This window comes from Staphylococcus equorum, assembly GCF_001747895.1.
GTDB classification, from domain to species: domain Bacteria; phylum Bacillota; class Bacilli; order Staphylococcales; family Staphylococcaceae; genus Staphylococcus; species Staphylococcus equorum_A.
Window position 1 is genome coordinate 616905 of record NZ_LNNB01000009.1, and the last position, 17740, is coordinate 634644.

Sequence of the window (17740 nt, forward strand, 5' to 3'; positions counted from 1 at the left end):
TTTTAATCACCAAATATTTCTTGTTTTAGACGCTGACCTGTTGGTGTACCAGCTAAACCTCCACGACCAGTTTCACGCAATGCTGATGGCATCGTTTGGCCAATCTTATACATTGCTTCAATCACTTCATCTGTGGGAATTCTTGAAGTTACACCTGCTAAAGCCATATCAGCAGAGACAATTGCGTTTGATGCACCTGCAGCATTTCTCTTCACACAAGGCACTTCAACTAAGCCAGCTACTGGGTCACATACTAAACCTAGCATATTCTTCAAACAAATTGCAAAAGCTTCAGCCGATTGTTGTGGCGTTCCGCCAGCAAGTTCTACGGTTGCACCTGCTGCCATCGCTGCAGCAGAACCTACTTCTGCCTGACAACCGCCTGCTGCACCTGAAATTGATGCATTGTTTGCCACTACAAAACCAAACGCACCAGAGGTAAGTAAGAAGTTCAACATATCTTTTCTTGTAGGTTCAAGGCGTGGTTTGAGTCCAAATAATACGCCTGGTACTACACCTGCAGAGCCGGCAGTAGGTGTTGCACAAATTTTACCCATTGCTGCGTTGACTTCATTTGTTGCAACTGCTTTACTCACTGCATCCAATAAAGTTGGTCCAGCTAATGATTTACCTGTCTTCAAATAATTTTTGATTAACACAGCATCTCCACCAGTTAATCCAGTAGTTGAAGTTACGCCTTCTAACCCTTCATCAAGTGCATTTTCCATCGTTTGTAAGTTTTTATCCATGCCGGCATAAATATCAGCTTCGGATAAGCCAGTTACTTCCATTTCTTGCTCTAGCATGATTTCATGAATTTTTTTATTTTCTGTTTCACATTTTTCTACTAGTTCTTTCACACTTTTAAACATGCGTTACCCTCCATTAGGCGTCGCCCATGAGTGAAACTGTCACTACACCTTCGACGTTTTTAATTTTATCTATAATTTCATCTGTCACAGATTCATCTAATTCACAAGTCATTAACGCTTGGTCGCCCTTTTCTTTTCTAGAAACTTGCATACTCCCCACATTGATACTAGAATCACCTAAAATATTTGCTACACGACCAATCGTGCCAAAAGTATCTTTGTGAAACACAAGCAGTGCTGGATAATTACCGCTTATCGCAATATTAAATCCATTAATAGCAACTACCTCAATTTTACCGCCACCTATAGAAACACCTTCAACAGAAATTTCTTTATCAGCATCTCTCATATTGATAATAGCAGTGTTAGGATGTGATCTTTCTTCAGCCATTTCTATAAAATTCACTTTCATTCCCATTTGCTCAGCTGTTTCTAAACTTGTTTGTATGCGGTCATCATCTGTATCATAACCTAGCAAACCACCAACAAGTGCTACATCTGTACCATGTCCTTTGTACGTTTCCATAAATGAACCATAAAGATAGATATCAACTTGTTTTGGCAATTGATTAAATAAATCTTTTGCTACTAATCCAATTCTTACTGCACCAGCAGTATGAGATGAAGACGGCCCCACCATTGTAGGTCCTATAATATCGAAAACTGTTTTATATTTCATAATTATACCCCACTCTTATTTTTAATGTTTCTAATGTAATGCGCTTACATTTATATGCATGCAACTCATTATAACAATTAAGCAAGACATTATAAACCAATACTGGTTGCATTATTCTCATTTAAAAGAAGAATAATGTTGTATAAGGTTTAATTAAATAAAAATGTTTACTTTTAATTTAATTATACAAATCTTTACATACAATAAAATAATTACTGTCACAAAATTTATCCTTAGTAGACTAACTCTATATTTTTTAGTTTATGAACTTTTTTCATCTAAGACGCCTGCCATGATACGAATAATCCAAAACAAATCGCAGCCTATAGGTTGAGGTCATATCCTAGTGAAGCAAGTATGTAATATATCGTGAAGCTATAGTTCTACTCACAGAAAACGTGCACAAAAAAATTGTCAACAAAGCTTTTAGACCTTGTCGACAATTTAAAATAGCTTCCTAAAGTGGAAGCTATTCATATATACAAGTGTTCAATAAATATATTTATTCTACAGAGAATAGATATTGATATACAGGTTGTTGGCCGTCATGTTGATCTAATTCTACTTCTGGATAAGATGCTTCAAGCCAAGTTTCAATATCCGAAGTCAATGATGCATTTGCATCTTCGCCGATAATCATCGTAATGATTTCACTATCATCTTGAATCATTTCAGACAATAAACCTTTAACAGTTTCAAATTCATTTTCGTTACTCGTAACGATTTTGTCTTCAACTAAGCCCATAAACGCATCTTTTTTAATTTCAACACCATCAATTTTTGTATCTCTTACAGCATATGTTACTGAACCTGATTTCACTGCTTCAAGTGATTCAACCATGCGTGTTTTGTTAGCTTCAAGCGCATCTGATTCATCATAATTAAACAGTGCTGCAATGCCTTGTGGTATAGATTTAGTTGGGATAACGACAGCTTCAGCACCTACGATATTTGCAGCCTGTTCGCTCGCCATCATAATATTTTTATTATTAGGTAAAATAATTGCGCGTTTACATTGTGACTGTTCAATTACTTTAACGATATCTTCAGTTGATGGATTCATTGTTTGACCACCACTAATCATATGTGTTGCACCCATTGATTTGAACAAATCAGATATACCATCTCCCATTGAAATAGCAATAACTGCGGTTTCAACTGTTTCAGGTGTTTGAGTCTCTCTTTGACCTACTTGTTCTTTTTTTACAACTTCTCGGTGTTGTTCACGCATGTTTTCTACTTTTAATTTAATAAGTTCTCCATACTGTTGGCCATAATTAAACACATCACCTGGTTTTTCACTATGTACATGTACTTTAACAATTTCGTCGTCGTTAATGACTAATAATGAGTCACCATATGTACTCATATCTTCTCTGAATGTTTGTTCATCAAATACTTTTTTATTTTTCCCGAAACGTACCATCATTTCTGTACAGTAACCGTAAACGATATCTTCAGTATTAATTACACCATGAAAATCATGGGCTTCATTAACTAACGAATCTTTATCTAATTTAGCTGTTTCAGCACTTACCGTTTCACCTTTTAATGCTTTAAGGAAACCAGCATAAACGACAACCAAACCTTTACCACCACTATCTACTACACCCACTTCTTTTAATACGGGTAATAAATTAGGCGTGTTTTCTAGTGAGATTTCTGCTTCTTCTAAAATATATGTCATCAATTCGATACAATCTTCAGTTTCTTCTACTTTGCGCATAGCAGCATCTGCAGCATCTCTAGCTACAGTTAATATCGTACCTTCTACAGGCTTCATAATTGCTTTATATGCAGTTTCTACACCGGCTTTGAAACTTTCTGCTAATTGCTGTGCATTGATCTCATCATACGCTTCTAAACTTTTACTAAAACCTCTAAATAGTTGTGATAAGATGACCCCAGAGTTCCCTCTAGCGCCCATTAACAAACCTTTTGAATAGGTTTTCCCTAGTTCACCGATATGCTGCGACAAGTTTTCTTCCACTGCTTCTCTTCCAGATGTCATCGTTAAATTCATATTTGTCCCTGTATCTCCATCTGGTACTGGATACACATTTAATGAATCAACCAAGTCTGCATGATTTGATAAATTTTGTGCCCCTTGTATAATCATTTCGGCAAATAATTTACCATTTATTTTGCTAACCATTCCGTATTGTCCTCCTAGTTCTTAGTGCCATTATTAACTCGAACACCTTGTACAAATATATTTATTGAATTTACTTTTACTTTTAATGTTTGCTCTAATGTGTATTTTATTGTTGACTGTAAATTGCTCGCTACTTCAGATATCTTAGTACCATAACTTACAATGATATACATATCAACATCTATAACGCCATCGCCTTCTCTTACAACAATACCTTTAGAATAATTTTCATGCCCTAATATTTCAGCAATTCCATCTCTTACTTGTTGTCTAGAAGCCATTCCTACAATCCCATAACATTCTACTGCTTTGCTACCCACAACTGAAGCTATTACTTCGTTTGAAATGTCTATACTACCATAATCATTTGTGATTTCTAATGTCATTTAAATTGGGCCTCCTAGTTTATGGTTGTTTAATTAACTATAAAATTAACAAATAATATAATTTATCTAATTAAGCAAATTTCTACATTTATCCACAGTTTATAATTATACCATAATTTGATTTTAACAAAAGTAGAATCTATGTAAATAGAAAAAATCATTCTTCTTATTTACATCCATTTTTATTTGTGGTACATTATTCAAGTATGTAGTAGATGCGTGTATTTATATTTATTAAAGGAGGTACTTTCATGGGCAAACAATGTTTCGTAACAGGTCGTAAAGCTTCAACTGGAAACAATCGTTCTCACGCTTTAAATTCTTCTAAAAGAAGATGGAATGCTAACCTTCAAAAAGTTAGAATTCTTGTAGACGGAAAACCAAAAAGAGTTTGGGTTTCTGCACGTGCTTTAAAATCTGGTAAAGTAACTAGAGTTTAATAAATATAATGCACGAAAAAGACCAGTCCTTATGTGGAGGATTGGTCTTTTTTTATGCGCTCATTTAAATTAATTCATAAACTTGAGCATTATTTGTCGTTGTATTTTAATCTTTACTTCTCACCATTAATACATTACCTTCAGTAATATTCACATTACCTTCTGCTTGGTTGAGTTCGTTGGAAATCGTTAACGTAGATCCAAGTTTAAGTTGTTCCTTTTCAAGATTATATTTAAAATTATTTAACGAGATAATCGTAGGGTACGTAACTGGAATAAATGAGATATAACGATAATTGTCATTTTTCTGAATCGTATATGATCCTGTTTTTAAAAATTGAATTTCATTATTCACATCAATAAGTTTTATGACAATATTTTGCTCTGTATATTCTGGTTTTTCTAAAATTTGTAATGCACCCATAAAATGATCTAATCGACCGCCTGTAGCACCATAAACACAAATTTCTTTATAACCATTGGTCACTGCTTGATCAATACCTAAAGCTAAGTCTGTATCATTTTTTTCCGAATTAAATGGATTAATGTCAATTCTTTTTTCAACAAATGCTTTTTCTTCACTAGTAATTGAGTCAAAATCACCTACAGCGAATCGAGGTGTTATTCCTGCTTCTATCAAAAGTAACGCTCCTCGATCAACCCCAATCCAATGCGCATCTGTTTCAGTGTTTAATAAACTTTCAGGCAAATTTCTATTACCACACAATAAATTCACTTTCATTAGCTTCAGCCTTTCAATGTCTTAGTTACTACTTTGTAATCATCATGTTTGAAAAAATATGACCCCGCAACTAACATTGTAGCACCATGGTTTATAACAGTTTCAACAGTCTCATTGTTAATACCACCATCTACTTCAATTTCAAAGTCTAAATTTAATTCATCTTTGATTTTCGATAGTTGATCTAATTTATCAACAGTATCACTAATAAATGATTGACCTCCAAAACCAGGATTCACTGTCATCACTAATACAAAATCTACCATTTTTATCACTGGTAAGATTGCATCGACTGGTGTTCCAGGATTAATTACAACACCTGCTTTTACATGCTTATTCTTTATTTGTTCTATCACTCTATGAATGTGAGGTGTTGCTTCTACATGCACTGAAATCATATCAGCACCGTAGTCAGCAAATAATTCGACATATTTTTCTGGTTCTTCAATCATTAAATGAACATCAATTGGCAGTTTGGTACCTTTACGTACTGCTTCAAGTATCGGTAAACCAATCGAGATATTTGGCACGAATTGGCCATCCATAACATCAAAGTGTACACCGTCTACACCTGCTTCTTCTAATGCTGTTAATTCTTCTTGTAATTTTAAAAAATCAGTTGATAATAATGATGGATAAAGTTTTGCCATTTAATATCTTTCCTTTCTATTTGCAATTTCATTAAAGAGTTGTAAGTAATGATCATATCTAAATTGTGCGATATTTCCTTTTTCCAACTCTGTTTTCACGTTACATTTCGGCTCATTAATATGATTACAATCTCTAAATTTACACTGTTCGCCGTATTCATTAATCTCCATAAAGTAATTTTTTAATTCGTCTTTTTGGATATGTGTAAAATCTAACGCACTAAACCCAGGCGTATCTGCAATATAACCATGGCTTCGTTCAAAAAGTTCTACATGTGTTGTAGTATGGCGACCGCGGTTAAGCGCTTTTGAAATATGTTGTGTTTCAATATTCAGTTCTGGAAAATATTTATTTAATAGTGTTGATTTGCCGACACCTGATTGACCACTTAATACAGCAAGTCCTTCTCCCCAAGCAGCAAAAACAGGTTCAATATCATCATCGATACTAATGAATTGTGTTTTATAGCCCATATTTTCATAAACATTTAACAATTGCATAACTTTTTGCTGCATTTCTGCTGAGGCTAAATCTCTTTTAGTTATGAGCATACGCGGGCGCATATGATATGAATGCGCAATGACTAAAAATCTATCTAGTAATTGCGTTGAAAAATCAGGCTCTACTGCACTCATTACTAATATAAGATGATCCACATTGCTAACAAGTGGCCTTTTCAATTCATTTTTTCTATCATGAACGTATTGAATATATCCTTCTGTTATATTCTCAACTTCGAAATCAACTAGATCACCAACGATCGGTGAAAATTTATTTTTTCTGAATAAACCGCGTGGTTTCGTATCGTATAGTTCCCCTTCTACATCTACACGATAAACGCCACTTAATGATTTTATAATGCGTCCTGTCTTCACTTAGACACCTCTCTTTAAAAACTATTATCTTATATATTATAGCAAAGCCTTTTTAATTTAAATATGATTTAAGACTATTTCGTATAAAAATAATAAAACCTATAAAATAAAACACCATTTCAACAGACTTTATATCAGTTGAAATGGTGTTTACTTATATTGGTAAAGGTAAATTAGCAACACTAAACTTACTTCGTTCGTTAAGTGCAAGTTCGGATCATAAGCTTTGGCTAAAAATCATATGGAATATCTTTATCAGCGACGATTTTATCGTCAACGCGAATGGTATATCCTGCCGTCTCGCCTTTTTGAATTGTCATTGGGATTTTTACTGTTTTGTTTTCTTTTATCTTGTACGTCTGTGAAGCTGAATCGCCTTCGTCATCTTTATCTCTTACATAAACTTTGACTTCTTGGCTCTCATCATCATCACCCGTATACTGTACCTGATATGTCTCTGTATACGTCTTGTCTAGTTCATCATCTTTAGACTTATCTTCATCTTTTTTATCAGAATCTTCTTTGTCTTTGTCCTTGTCTTCATCTTTTTCCTCAGGTGCTCCTTTAGAAACTGTGAATCCAATCGTTGAACCTTCATCAACTTCTTCACCTTTTGGTGATTGGCTGATAACGTGATCTTTTTTAACTTTGTCGTCGTCTTGCTCTTCATTAACTACAACTTTAAAGCCTTTAGCTTCTAATTCTGACTTAGCAGTTTTAAAAGATTTGTTTTCATAATCTTCGACATAAACTTGTTTTGTACCTAATGATTCAGTTAATTCGATATTACTATCATTCACTTCAACTTTATCGCCAGGTGATACGTTTTGTCCTTCGATTAATCCTTTAGCTACATTTTGGTTCGTATACGCTTGTTTTACTTTAGCGTCTTTAATGCCTAAGTCTTTCAACTTATCCATCGCTTCTGATTTAGGGATACCATAAAGACTAGGCATTTTTGCTAATTTAGGTCCTTTAGATAAAACGATATCCACCTTACTCTTCTGCTCTAAACGCTCACCTTTTTTAGGTGTTGTTTTAATAATTTTATTTTCAGAGTATTTATCGCTATATTCACGAGAAATATCACCCAGTTCTAATTTATTATCTTTTAATATTGTTTCTGCTTCTTTTTCAGTTTTACCAGATAAGTCTGGCGTCTCTAAATACTTACTCCCAAACATTCCCATAGCCATAAAACCAAATAAGCCAAATAATAAAAGAATAATTACAATAGCATAGAAAAACTTCTTTTTCTTTGAACGTTGTTTCGTTGGCATTGCATATATATGCTCTTCACTAGATTGGAATTTTTGTTGATTCACAATAGGGATTTGCATCGTTTCTTTAATATTTTTATGTTGATTTTCTGATTGTGTTTGATTAGCAATTTCTTCTTTATTTATAGGCACTGTTTTAGTGTTAGCATCATCTGAAAGATATTTCGCTTCATGCTCTCTACTTTTTGATAGTGCACTATCAAGATCTTCTTGCATATCTTTAACAGTTTCATAACGTTCGGATCTATCTTTTTCAGTTGCTTTTAGCACAACATTACTTATAGCTTGTGGCACATCTGAACGATGCTCAGTAACATTGGGCATCGGGTCTTGTATATGCTTAATTGCAATACTTACTGCGGTTTCTCCTGAAAATGGAGGCTTCCCAACAAGCATTTCATACAATACTACACCGATGGAATAGATATCAGTTCCATTATCTGTAGACTCTCCTCGTGCTTGTTCTGGAGATAAATACTGTACTGTACCTAACACATGATTCGTTTCGGTCATTGTTGTTTCACTTAACGCTTTAGCAATACCAAAATCTAATATTTTTAAAGTTTTATCTTTTTCCACCAAAATGTTTTGTGGTTTTATATCACGGTGAACAATTTTAGTATCATGCGCATGCTTGATACCATCGATAATTTGTCTCGTAAAATTCAACACAGTTTCAATATCTAATGGACGATTTTCTTGAATGTATTCTGATAATGTTGGACCTTTTATGTATTCCATCACTAAAAAGAAGTTCTCTTCATTTTCTGTTACATCAAATACACTAACAATATTGTCGTGTGAAAGTTGAGTTAAGTTATGTACTTCACGCTCGAAACGTTTAATTGTTTCTTCTTTTTCACCCGATGGAATTCTAATTGCTTTAATTGCTACTTGTCGGTTGAGTATCGAGTCTTCAGCAAGATAGACAGTACTCATACCACCGCCACCAAGTTTTTTAATCACTTCATAGCGTTCATTTATTAATTTGCCTATCATACTTTATCACCTTCAATCTCAGCCAAAATTAAACTTACATTATCATTCGTATCTTGTGATAATGCAAGTTCTATTAAATTTTGTCCCTGTGTTTCTAATTCATTATCTTGAATTAATACTTCTTGAATCATATGGTTACGAACAAAATCAGTTAGACCATCAGAATTCAACATTAAAAAGTCATAAAAATTCGTTTTTTTCACAAAAATATCTGGCGTAACTAATTTATCCGTACCCATCACTTTCGTAATAATATTGCGTTGTGGATGCGTAAACGCTTCTTCAGCGCTAATTTGGCCTATCATCATAAGATGATTCACGAATGAGTGATCGTTCGTAATTTGTTCAATATCTCTACTATTCACTAAATACGCACGTGAATCCCCAATATTTGCAACAACTACATAATTATCAAATACTAATGCACAAACACAAGTCGTACCCATACCTTGATATTTTGGATTTTCTACTGACAATTGATATAATTCACGGTTAATCGCTTTTAGTGTTGTTCTCAACCAATCTTCAGCTTGATCTGCCTCGATGAGATTTTCTTCTTCAAATCGACTTTGCAGTTCATTGGTTACAAATTGGCTTGCGACTTCACCTGCAAGATGTCCGCCCATACCATCACAGAGCACTAATAACTGTTGCTCTGTTTGATTATAAAATACGCCACCTGCATCTTCATTTTTATCACGATATTGTCCCGTGTCAGTAAAAAATTGTGCTTTTAGCATGTCTCTACCTCGTTTCTACTTTTCGTTCCTTCGCTCTTAATTGACCACACGCAGCATCTATATCTGCACCTTGTTCACGTCTAATTGTTGCATTAATACCTAAACGTTTTAATTCTTTCTCAAATTTAAATATGTCTTCTTTAGGTGTTTTAACATAATTACGTTCCGGTACGTGGTTAACAGGAATTAAATTAACATGACAATTTAAGTTTTGAATTAAATGCGCTAATTCTCTAGCATGTTCAAGTTGATCATTAACGCCACCAAACAAGCCATACTCAAACGTAATACGTCTATTTGTTGTTTCTTGATAATAATTAATAGCTTCCATTAATTTTTCAACGTTGTATGCTCTGTTAATAGGCATTAATCTAGAACGTATTTCATCATTTGCACCGTGTAAACTCACAGCAAAATTAATTTGAATGTCTTCATCTGCGAAATCATATATACGTGGAATAATACCTGAAGTTGATACCGTAATGTGACGAGCACCAATATTCAACCCATTATCGTTATTGACAATTTTTAAGAAATCCATCATTTCATCATAGTTCTCAAACGGTTCACCAATACCCATGATAACAATTTGTGATACGCGTTCTTCTGATTCATCTAGTGCTTTTTGAACAGTAAGTACTTGCGATACTATTTCACCCGCTTCTAGATTACGTTTCAATCCACCTAATGTAGATGCACAGAACGTACAACCAATACGGCAACCTACTTGTGTCGTCACACATACTGAATTCCCATATTCATGTCTCATAAGAACTGTTTCAATTGTATAGCCATCTTGTAGTTCAAATAAAAATTTGATTGTACCGTCTCGGCTCTCTTGTTTAACGACTGTCGTCATAGTTGTCATTGTAAAACTTTCTTTTAAAACTTCTCTAAGTTCCTTAGATAAATTCAACATTTCGTCGATGCTATCTACGCGTTTTTCGTAAAGCCACTCAAAAATTTGTTTCGCTCTGAATTTTTGCTGACCATTTTGTATCAACCAATCTTGCATCTCGTCATATCTAATTGAATAAATGGACTGCTTTTCAAAATTGGGAAGAAACTTATTCTTTTTCTTCTTTTCTTCAGTAATCATAATTTAATTTTCCTTTCTTCTAATCCTAGTAATGAAAAAGCCATCAGAGTTGAAATCTTGAGGTAGTACTTGCATCGTTTTCACTTTTTCTCCAGTAATCGGGTGTTCAAATGTGTCAAATTCAAAATCTTTATTATCTTTTAAAAATGTATATACTACATTCTCATTTTCTAATTGTTCAATTGTGCATGTAGAATAGACTAACGTGCCACCTGGTTTTAAATTATCTTTCACATTATTTAAAATTTCCAATTGAATTTCAACTAATGATTGAATCGATTGTTGCGATTGTTCATATTTAATTTCAGGTTTATGTCTTAGGACACCTAAGCCACTACATGGTGCATCAACTAAAATCTTATCATACACTTTACCATATTTTTCAGTCGCGTCGTGTTCAAAAGCAGAAATGTTAGACAATCGTAATTTTTTAATATTGAAATCTATCAAATCTATCTTATGTTCATAGATATCAGTTGCATCAATATGACCTGTGCCATTTAATACTTCTGCAATATGACACGCTTTTCCACCTGGCGCACTACATGCATCTAATACTTCGTCGCCCTCAGTTAATCCCATTAATTCAGCAACGAACATAGAACTTTTATCTTGGATAGAAACTAAACCATCTTTGAACATACGTGATTCGATAATTGGTTTGCCACTGATGTGCAAACATGTATCAATTTCGTTATCTTGTTCCACGATATAATCATCTTCAACTAATCTTCTAATTGCATCTTCAATTGAAATTCTTGTTAAATTTACACGTACAGTTGTCGCTACTTTTGTTAAAAATGATTCCGCGATTGCTTCAGTTTTTTCAATACCAAAGTGTGTCGACCAATGATCTACTAACCATTTTGGCAAACTGTATTCGATAGCGATTCTTTTTTTATCATCAGTGATTTCAGTGAAGTCTGGCAAATCACTGCGCATAATATTACGTAATATACCATTTACTACGTTACCGTTATGCGGTCCGCCCTTACGTTTAGCAATTTCTACTGCTTCGTTAATAATCGCATGTTCAGGAACCTTGTCTAAATAAACATATTGATAAATACTCATCCATAGTAATTGTCTTACCCAACCTTTGAGCTTCGTTTGAACGAAAGGTTTTAATAGGTAATCCAGCGAAAATTTTCTTTTTAATGTGCCATAAACGAGTTCAGTAAATAATCCCTTATCTGCACGATTTAATTCATTATTAGATAAAACTTCATTAATGATGATATTGCTATAAGCTTTGTCATTTATGATGTCTTGTAAAGTTTCAAACGCTAATTGTCTTACGTTCGTGTCTATTGTCATAATAATACCTTCCCAACGAGTGGCGTTTGCACTCCACTTAAGTAATTTGCAGCAAGCATTCGTTTTTTACCTGCAACTTGTATGTCTGTTAAAGCAATAGCATCTTTGGAACCAGTCGCGACGATAATTGCTTTTTTAGTTGTTTCTATAATCGTACCTGGTTCTCCAGTTTTATCTTTTTCAATTCTAGATGCATATATTTTTAAATTTCCGTCATCCATTACTGTATAAGCAACAGGCCATGGTGACAGGCCGCGAATATGGTTATATATCTGTTCTGCTGAAAGTGTCCAATCAATTTTCTCGTCTTCACGATTAATATTAGAGGCAAATGTCGCTTCACTTTCATTTTGAGCAATACTGTCGTTCGTGCCACTTATTATAGATGGCAACGTTTCTTTCAGTAAGTTTGCACCTAAAAAACTCAATTTCTCGTGCATCGTACCTACATCATCTTGCTGTTCTATCTCGATAGCGCGTTGAGATATAATATCACCAGCATCTAATTTTTTAACCATATACATAATAGATATTCCTGTTTCCTTTTCACCATCAATAATCGCTTGATGAATTGGAGCGCCACCTCTATATTTAGGTAACAATGAGGCGTGGACATTAATCGCACCCAGTTTAGGTGATGCTAATAATGTTTCTGGTAATATTTGTCCAAAAGCTGCTGTGACGATTAGGTCTGCATTTAAATCAATAAGTACTTTTAAGTCTTCTGATTGTGCTAATTTTTCTGGCTGGTAGACCGCAATGTCATGTGCTACTGCCACTTTTTTTACAGGTGGTGGTGTAAGCGTACGTTTTCTACCAACTGGTCTATCAGGTTGCGTTACAACTGCGATTACATCATGTTCAGCAATTAGCATTTCTAAAACTTTAGTTGAAAAATCAGGTGTCCCCATAAATATTATTTTACTCATTGTCAAAATACGCCTCCATTTCAGCTTCACTTAAAAATTTACTTACGCGCTCAGTAAATAACTTACCTTCAAAATGGTCAATCATATGTAATATCATACGTGCAATATCATCATATGCGGTCATTTCAACCTCATTACCATTTTTATCATTACTTTTAACAACGATCATTTTACTTCTTGTAACTTCACCATATACGTTAGGTATACTAATAGATCCTTCTAAATCTGTAACTTTCTCATTAGATTCGCTTATTAATTGAGGATTAATCAGTTGTAACAAGCCATCTACTTCCATATCTATAATCGCTACTTTTTGCGATATACCAATTTGTGGTGCACATATAGCGGATGCACCTACGTCATACATTGTATCTTCTAAATCGAGTAACAACTCCGCTAATTGAGCGTCAAATAAAGTAACATCAGGTATTGATCTTTTTAGAATTGGGTGTTGACTCGTAACAAGCTGCTTAATTGTCATCATATTTCTCCTCACAAAAATTCATCATATCATTATAACTTATTTTGACTAAAAATGCATCATGCATTGTGCAACAGCTAATTGAAATAGCTGTACTAGCCGTTTATATTTCAATTTGAAAATATATTTCATGCGTTTTTAATACTACATATAGCTTAACAATTCCAAAGAAAAAAAAGGAAATATTTTATCGGTTTACAATAAAATATTTCCTTCGTTTTACATATACTTCGGTTATATAAATTTTGGTTTTCTTTCTTCTAGTCCATAGACAATCTAGTGAGCTGTTTGCCAAACTCATCAAAATTATAAGGATTCAGCCATTTTTCAAACTTAATTTTATATTCATACCATTCACTTTCTATCATAGATAACCAACATGTATCTCTATTTCTATTTTTATAAATTGTATGATTTCTAAAGATACCTTCATATCTAAATCCAAGTCTTTTGGCCGCCTTAATAGAAGGTTGATTCAAAGCATCACATTTCCATTCATATCTTCTATAACCTAATGTTTCAAATACATAATTTGCTAATAAATATTGGACCTCAGTAGCAATACGTGATTGTTTTAAAACATTTGAATAATGAATATGGCCCACTTCGATTGAGGCATTTTTTTGATTTATTCTTAACAATGACAAAATACCAACCGCTTCATCCGTTTCGTTGTCAATAATTGAAAAGAAATAGGGGTCTTTCGATTGAATTTTATTATTTATGTAGACTTTAAATTGGTTAAAATCTTGAGTTTGTTCATCAGGTAGATATGTCCAATTCGGCGCATCTTCTTCTACGCTAAAATGATTGAATAAATCATCGATATGTTGTGTTGACAATTTTTCCAAGCGACTATATTGTCCTTTCAATGACTTTGCTTCAGGAAAACCTGGCAATTCAAAATCATTTATTATATCACCAATTGGTTGATTGTATTCATTATATACCATTGCCATACCGCCCCTTTATTGACTCGTACTATGCCGAAATTTATAGCTCATTATACACTCATTTGGATGAATTTTTAAGTCTATTTGATTTACATTAAATCTTCAGAGGTTGTATTAAAAAATTCGGCCAATATTTGTGCATCTTCATTTTTTAATTTCGTTTGCTTACTTTCTATGCGTTCAATTAATTCAGGACTTAATTTCGTATTATATAAAGATGCGATGCGATTTGATAATTCAACTATACTTAATCCTGTAGCTTCTCTCATATTCATTAAACTCATAGACAAATCCCCTTAGATATTATATTTACATGATGAAAAATACCCACCATTGTATTTTATTGTTGATTTTAAAATCTCAGACCTTTATTTTAAATAAGTTCGATATCAATTTATATTGGACTCGTTACTATTCAATATAACTGTACAAAGCATTAAATGCAAATTTTAAATTTGATATGTTTTTTATATATTAAAATTACATACATAACAATTGTTATAGACATTTTTAATTTTAAAAATAAAAAGTTAAAAAGACCTTTATAATAAATGGTAGCTCGCTATTTACTTTTAATAACATTGTTAATTTAACTTAAAGATTTAATTACATTCACCCTATGTTATTGATTTTAGTTATTCTTTTATAATATGGTTACCATATACTTTTACAAAGGATGAATAAGTTTGGATAAAGAAAACTGGTTTATAGCTATTCTAGTAATACTTATGTTTTTAGCGTATTTATTCCCCTTTATAGATGCTATTTATAATCATTAGCAATATTAATGATTTGTATTTTCCTCACAAAAACTCCTCCAATATAGTATTTCACTGATGCAAATCGACGGATGCCACATATATTAACCGACATTGTAAACAATCATTCATATATATAACACTAAAAAAGACAAACAGTTAACTAAGACTTTAAAAACGTCTCAAGTTAAACTATTTGTCCTTTTTTGAAATTTATTTAATTATACAAACCGCTGTAAACTTTGGATCACCTGTAGTCAATATATTCAACCAAATTACTTACATCATCATTTGGGGATTAAAAAGTCTGTTTTGTCATTGTTTCACAGCGTCTATAAACACTGTCATATCAATGTTTTAAGGGTATTACACTGTTTATGGATTCCCACAGTGTTCGCCCTTTTCTAATTAATCTGCCCTTTTTTTGCCCTTAAAATATCCATCTATTAATTTAGGTGGGTTATTTTATTGCATAAAAAATAGCCGCCTCGAAAGGCGACTGTACACTTAAAAGTATACGGAAAAGAGTTAAACAATAAAAAGTTAGGGGCCTTCGCAAACCCTATACTCAAATTAACATTATTTTTATTTTATTTCCACAATATCCTTTAAATTTATCTTACTTAAACCAGTTTCTTCATATAAATAGAGTACTCATTAAACAAATAAAAAACCCCCTCTAGTTATAGAAGGGGCAAAGTATAAAATACTACTAAAGGAGTCCGTGTAAACGGATAAATCTATTTTAACATAAGCATAAAAATAGGCAACCTATTATGGTAGGCTGCCTAAATACTTAAGAGGACTTCTTAATTGTTAGGAAATAAAGAAGTATATATACTATAACATAAAAAACACCCAGTGACATGCATGGGTGTTAGGGATGTTTTTACAAATAATGCGTGAGAGATTGCAAACGGGATTGCAAAAGCATGTAATCATATTTTACCACAAAACAAAAACACCCACTAGTTGAGTGAGTGTGTTATTTTTGAGAAAGTAATTCTTCTATAAATTTATCATCTATTTCATACACTACTGGATTACTCTTTATCTTAATAAGTTTGGTTTCATATTCTTTTATAACTTCATTTATTTTATTTCTAGAAAAACTAGTCACTTCTTGCATTTTTTTCAAACTAATCCGAGAGTATTTACTTCCAAACACTTTGTCTTGTAATAGGACAAAAAGTATATCAAAATCATATCTATTTTTTGCTACATTGGTTAATGCAATGCCCAACTTATCCAAAATACTATTATTTTTTTCAAAAGTTTCTATAATGTTGCTCTGTCCTTTTAATAGTAAATCTAACATTTCTTTAATAAAATTTGTCAATTCACCTTTATTATAATAATTAGATGTATTTTCAAAAGCTTTATAATATTTACTTTTATTATTATTAACAGTATATGAAAATGTAAGTGCGGTGAAAGGATCTAAGCTATCATTCAACATTTTAGCTATAATGTATCTCCCTACTCTGCCATTCCCATCGTAGAATGGATGAAGATATTCAAAAATAAAATGACTTGCCATTATCTTATATACTTGAGGAGCATCAAAATATTTAACAAACTCTAACATTAAAGTTAAGTGTTCAAAAAGCTCAGGTTCAGTATATTCATTTCTATGAATCCACTTATTTTTAGATTCATCATAAACGCCAATTCCTTTCCTTCTAAATAAATCTCCATCTGGTAAGTCGTTTTCTTTAATTTCGCCTGATACGATTGAATCAAATATTTTTCGAATATCTGAGATCGAATTAATCTCTATATTGTTATTTTCAATCATTAAATATTGGTTAACTAGCCCATCAAATCTTTTATTATATCCTTTAGTTTTATTTATAGATTCAGCTATTTCTTCTTTCGTACTTCTTATATTTTCTGTTTCATTGGTACTTTGTAATTCATTTATAAGTAAGTGATTAATATATGAATCATTAGCTACTCCTGGCAACTTGGAAGATAACTGTTTAATTTTTTCAGAATTAGTCAAAATGCTTTCTAAATTTGAAGCTAGTTCTTTGGTCAAAACAAAAAACAATGGATAGCAGGTTTCAGTCTTTTGCTCCCCGTTTTGAATAGGGTGAATATTTATATTTATTAAATAGGATGAAAAACTGTTTCTTCTCATTTCATATTCTGTTTCTACGTTTTCCCAACCATACATATGAAATAATGTTTTCAAAGGCTTATAATTCATAAAACCCCTCCTTTTATTAATCATATTTTGAAAATATGACGTTTATCATTGTTTTGATTATAACTAATTCTCCCAATTAAATAAAGGATTATACAATAATTTATAAAAACAACGTAAAAAATAGGGCAAGTGCATGACGACACTTACCCTTAGTATGATAGCTATTCATATT

At 32.6% G+C, this 17740-nt stretch carries 17 protein-coding genes; 1 reads left to right on the plus strand and 16 read right to left on the minus strand.

Annotated features, from left to right (window positions below):
* Positions 1-2: 2 nt before the first annotated feature.
* The 4 genes from sdaAA to AST02_RS04870 all read right to left on the minus strand — a co-directional run bounded on the left by sdaAA (position 3) and on the right by AST02_RS04870 (position 4092).
* Positions 3-872 (minus strand): L-serine ammonia-lyase, iron-sulfur-dependent, subunit alpha, encoded by an 870-nt coding sequence (sdaAA, locus tag AST02_RS04855; protein WP_057511997.1) that lies wholly within the window; start codon positions 870-872, stop codon positions 3-5.
* Positions 873-885: 13 nt separating this feature from the next.
* The gene (gene sdaAB, locus AST02_RS04860) at positions 886-1551 is read right to left on the minus strand and encodes an L-serine ammonia-lyase, iron-sulfur-dependent subunit beta (RefSeq protein ID WP_069816087.1); all 666 of its coding nucleotides are present in this window, start codon (positions 1549-1551) and stop codon (positions 886-888) included.
* A 502-nt stretch (positions 1552-2053) separates the two neighbouring features.
* The gene (gene fakA, locus AST02_RS04865) at positions 2054-3706 is read right to left on the minus strand and encodes a fatty acid kinase catalytic subunit FakA (RefSeq protein ID WP_069816089.1); all 1653 of its coding nucleotides are present in this window, start codon (positions 3704-3706) and stop codon (positions 2054-2056) included.
* 14 nt (positions 3707-3720) lie between these two features.
* Positions 3721-4092: an Asp23/Gls24 family envelope stress response protein gene (locus AST02_RS04870; RefSeq protein ID WP_069816091.1), complete on the minus strand. Its 372-nt coding sequence runs from the start codon at positions 4090-4092 to the stop codon at positions 3721-3723.
* A 251-nt stretch (positions 4093-4343) separates the two neighbouring features.
* Between AST02_RS04870 and rpmB the strand changes: the two genes are divergently transcribed.
* Complete coding sequence (gene rpmB / locus AST02_RS04875; RefSeq protein WP_002507894.1) at positions 4344-4532, plus strand: 50S ribosomal protein L28; 189 nt, start codon at positions 4344-4346, stop codon at positions 4530-4532.
* Positions 4533-4638: 106 nt separating this feature from the next.
* Here rpmB and AST02_RS04880 read toward each other — a convergent pair whose 3' ends face one another.
* The 12 genes from AST02_RS04880 to AST02_RS04935 all read right to left on the minus strand — a co-directional run bounded on the left by AST02_RS04880 (position 4639) and on the right by AST02_RS04935 (position 17568).
* Positions 4639-5274 (minus strand): thiamine diphosphokinase, encoded by a 636-nt coding sequence (locus AST02_RS04880; protein WP_069816093.1) that lies wholly within the window; start codon positions 5272-5274, stop codon positions 4639-4641.
* 5 nt (positions 5275-5279) lie between these two features.
* The gene (rpe, locus tag AST02_RS04885; RefSeq protein WP_069816095.1) at positions 5280-5924 is read right to left on the minus strand and encodes a ribulose-phosphate 3-epimerase; all 645 of its coding nucleotides are present in this window, start codon (positions 5922-5924) and stop codon (positions 5280-5282) included.
* Entirely contained in the window at positions 5925-6800 is an 876-nt protein-coding gene (rsgA, locus tag AST02_RS04890; protein WP_069816097.1) for a ribosome small subunit-dependent GTPase A, read from the minus strand.
* 230 nt (positions 6801-7030) lie between these two features.
* Complete coding sequence (gene pknB / locus AST02_RS04895; RefSeq protein ID WP_069816099.1) at positions 7031-9079, minus strand: Stk1 family PASTA domain-containing Ser/Thr kinase; 2049 nt, start codon at positions 9077-9079, stop codon at positions 7031-7033.
* On the minus strand, positions 9076-9819 hold the full coding sequence (locus tag AST02_RS04900) for a Stp1/IreP family PP2C-type Ser/Thr phosphatase (protein ID WP_069816101.1): 744 nt from the start codon (positions 9817-9819) through the stop codon (positions 9076-9078). Before AST02_RS04900 ends, pknB begins: the two co-directional genes overlap by 4 nt.
* Before the next feature lie 4 nt (positions 9820-9823).
* Entirely contained in the window at positions 9824-10918 is a 1095-nt protein-coding gene (rlmN, locus tag AST02_RS04905; RefSeq protein WP_002512298.1) for a 23S rRNA (adenine(2503)-C(2))-methyltransferase RlmN, read from the minus strand.
* A 3-nt stretch (positions 10919-10921) separates the two neighbouring features.
* Positions 10922-12229: a 16S rRNA (cytosine(967)-C(5))-methyltransferase RsmB gene (rsmB, locus tag AST02_RS04910; RefSeq protein ID WP_256092382.1), complete on the minus strand. Its 1308-nt coding sequence runs from the start codon at positions 12227-12229 to the stop codon at positions 10922-10924.
* 2 nt (positions 12230-12231) lie between these two features.
* Positions 12232-13164: a methionyl-tRNA formyltransferase gene (fmt, locus tag AST02_RS04915; RefSeq protein ID WP_069816484.1), complete on the minus strand. Its 933-nt coding sequence runs from the start codon at positions 13162-13164 to the stop codon at positions 12232-12234.
* Positions 13157-13645 (minus strand): peptide deformylase, encoded by a 489-nt coding sequence (locus AST02_RS04920; RefSeq protein WP_056935551.1) that lies wholly within the window; start codon positions 13643-13645, stop codon positions 13157-13159. The genes fmt and AST02_RS04920 overlap by 8 nt, the downstream gene beginning before the upstream one ends.
* Positions 13646-13905: 260 nt before the next feature.
* The gene (locus tag AST02_RS04925) at positions 13906-14598 is read right to left on the minus strand and encodes a GNAT family N-acetyltransferase (RefSeq protein WP_069816105.1); all 693 of its coding nucleotides are present in this window, start codon (positions 14596-14598) and stop codon (positions 13906-13908) included.
* A gap of 89 nt (positions 14599-14687) precedes the next feature.
* A complete protein-coding gene (locus AST02_RS04930) occupies positions 14688-14882 on the minus strand; it encodes a helix-turn-helix domain-containing protein (RefSeq protein ID WP_069816107.1) in 195 nt (64 codons plus the stop codon).
* Between the two features lie 1459 nt (positions 14883-16341).
* Positions 16342-17568 carry a Fic family protein gene (locus AST02_RS04935; RefSeq protein WP_069816109.1) on the minus strand — a complete coding sequence of 409 codons (1227 nt, stop codon included), beginning with the start codon at positions 17566-17568 and terminating at the stop codon, positions 16342-16344.
* Positions 17569-17740: the final 172 nt, after the last annotated feature.

Coding starts and splice junctions, on each gene's coding strand:
- sdaAA (WP_057511997.1), bottom strand. CDS start 872: ATGTTTAAAAGTGTGAAAGAACTAGTAGAAAAATGTGAAACAGAAAAT.
- sdaAB (WP_069816087.1), bottom strand. CDS start 1,551: ATGAAATATAAAACAGTTTTCGATATTATAGGACCTACAATGGTGGGG.
- fakA (WP_069816089.1), bottom strand. CDS start 3,706: ATGGTTAGCAAAATAAATGGTAAATTATTTGCCGAAATGATTATACAA.
- AST02_RS04870 (WP_069816091.1), bottom strand. CDS start 4,092: ATGACATTAGAAATCACAAATGATTATGGTAGTATAGACATTTCAAAC.
- rpmB (WP_002507894.1), top strand. CDS start 4,344: ATGGGCAAACAATGTTTCGTAACAGGTCGTAAAGCTTCAACTGGAAAC.
- AST02_RS04880 (WP_069816093.1), bottom strand. CDS start 5,274: ATGAAAGTGAATTTATTGTGTGGTAATAGAAATTTGCCTGAAAGTTTA.
- rpe (WP_069816095.1), bottom strand. CDS start 5,924: ATGGCAAAACTTTATCCATCATTATTATCAACTGATTTTTTAAAATTA.
- pknB (WP_069816099.1), bottom strand. CDS start 9,079: ATGATAGGCAAATTAATAAATGAACGCTATGAAGTGATTAAAAAACTT.
- AST02_RS04900 (WP_069816101.1), bottom strand. CDS start 9,819: ATGCTAAAAGCACAATTTTTTACTGACACGGGACAATATCGTGATAAA.
- rlmN (WP_002512298.1), bottom strand. CDS start 10,918: ATGATTACTGAAGAAAAGAAGAAAAAGAATAAGTTTCTTCCCAATTTT.
- fmt (WP_069816484.1), bottom strand. CDS start 13,164: ATGAGTAAAATAATATTTATGGGGACACCTGATTTTTCAACTAAAGTT.
- AST02_RS04920 (WP_056935551.1), bottom strand. CDS start 13,645: ATGACAATTAAGCAGCTTGTTACGAGTCAACACCCAATTCTAAAAAGA.
- AST02_RS04925 (WP_069816105.1), bottom strand. CDS start 14,598: ATGGTATATAATGAATACAATCAACCAATTGGTGATATAATAAATGAT.
- AST02_RS04930 (WP_069816107.1), bottom strand. CDS start 14,882: ATGAGTTTAATGAATATGAGAGAAGCTACAGGATTAAGTATAGTTGAA.
- AST02_RS04935 (WP_069816109.1), bottom strand. CDS start 17,568: ATGAATTATAAGCCTTTGAAAACATTATTTCATATGTATGGTTGGGAA.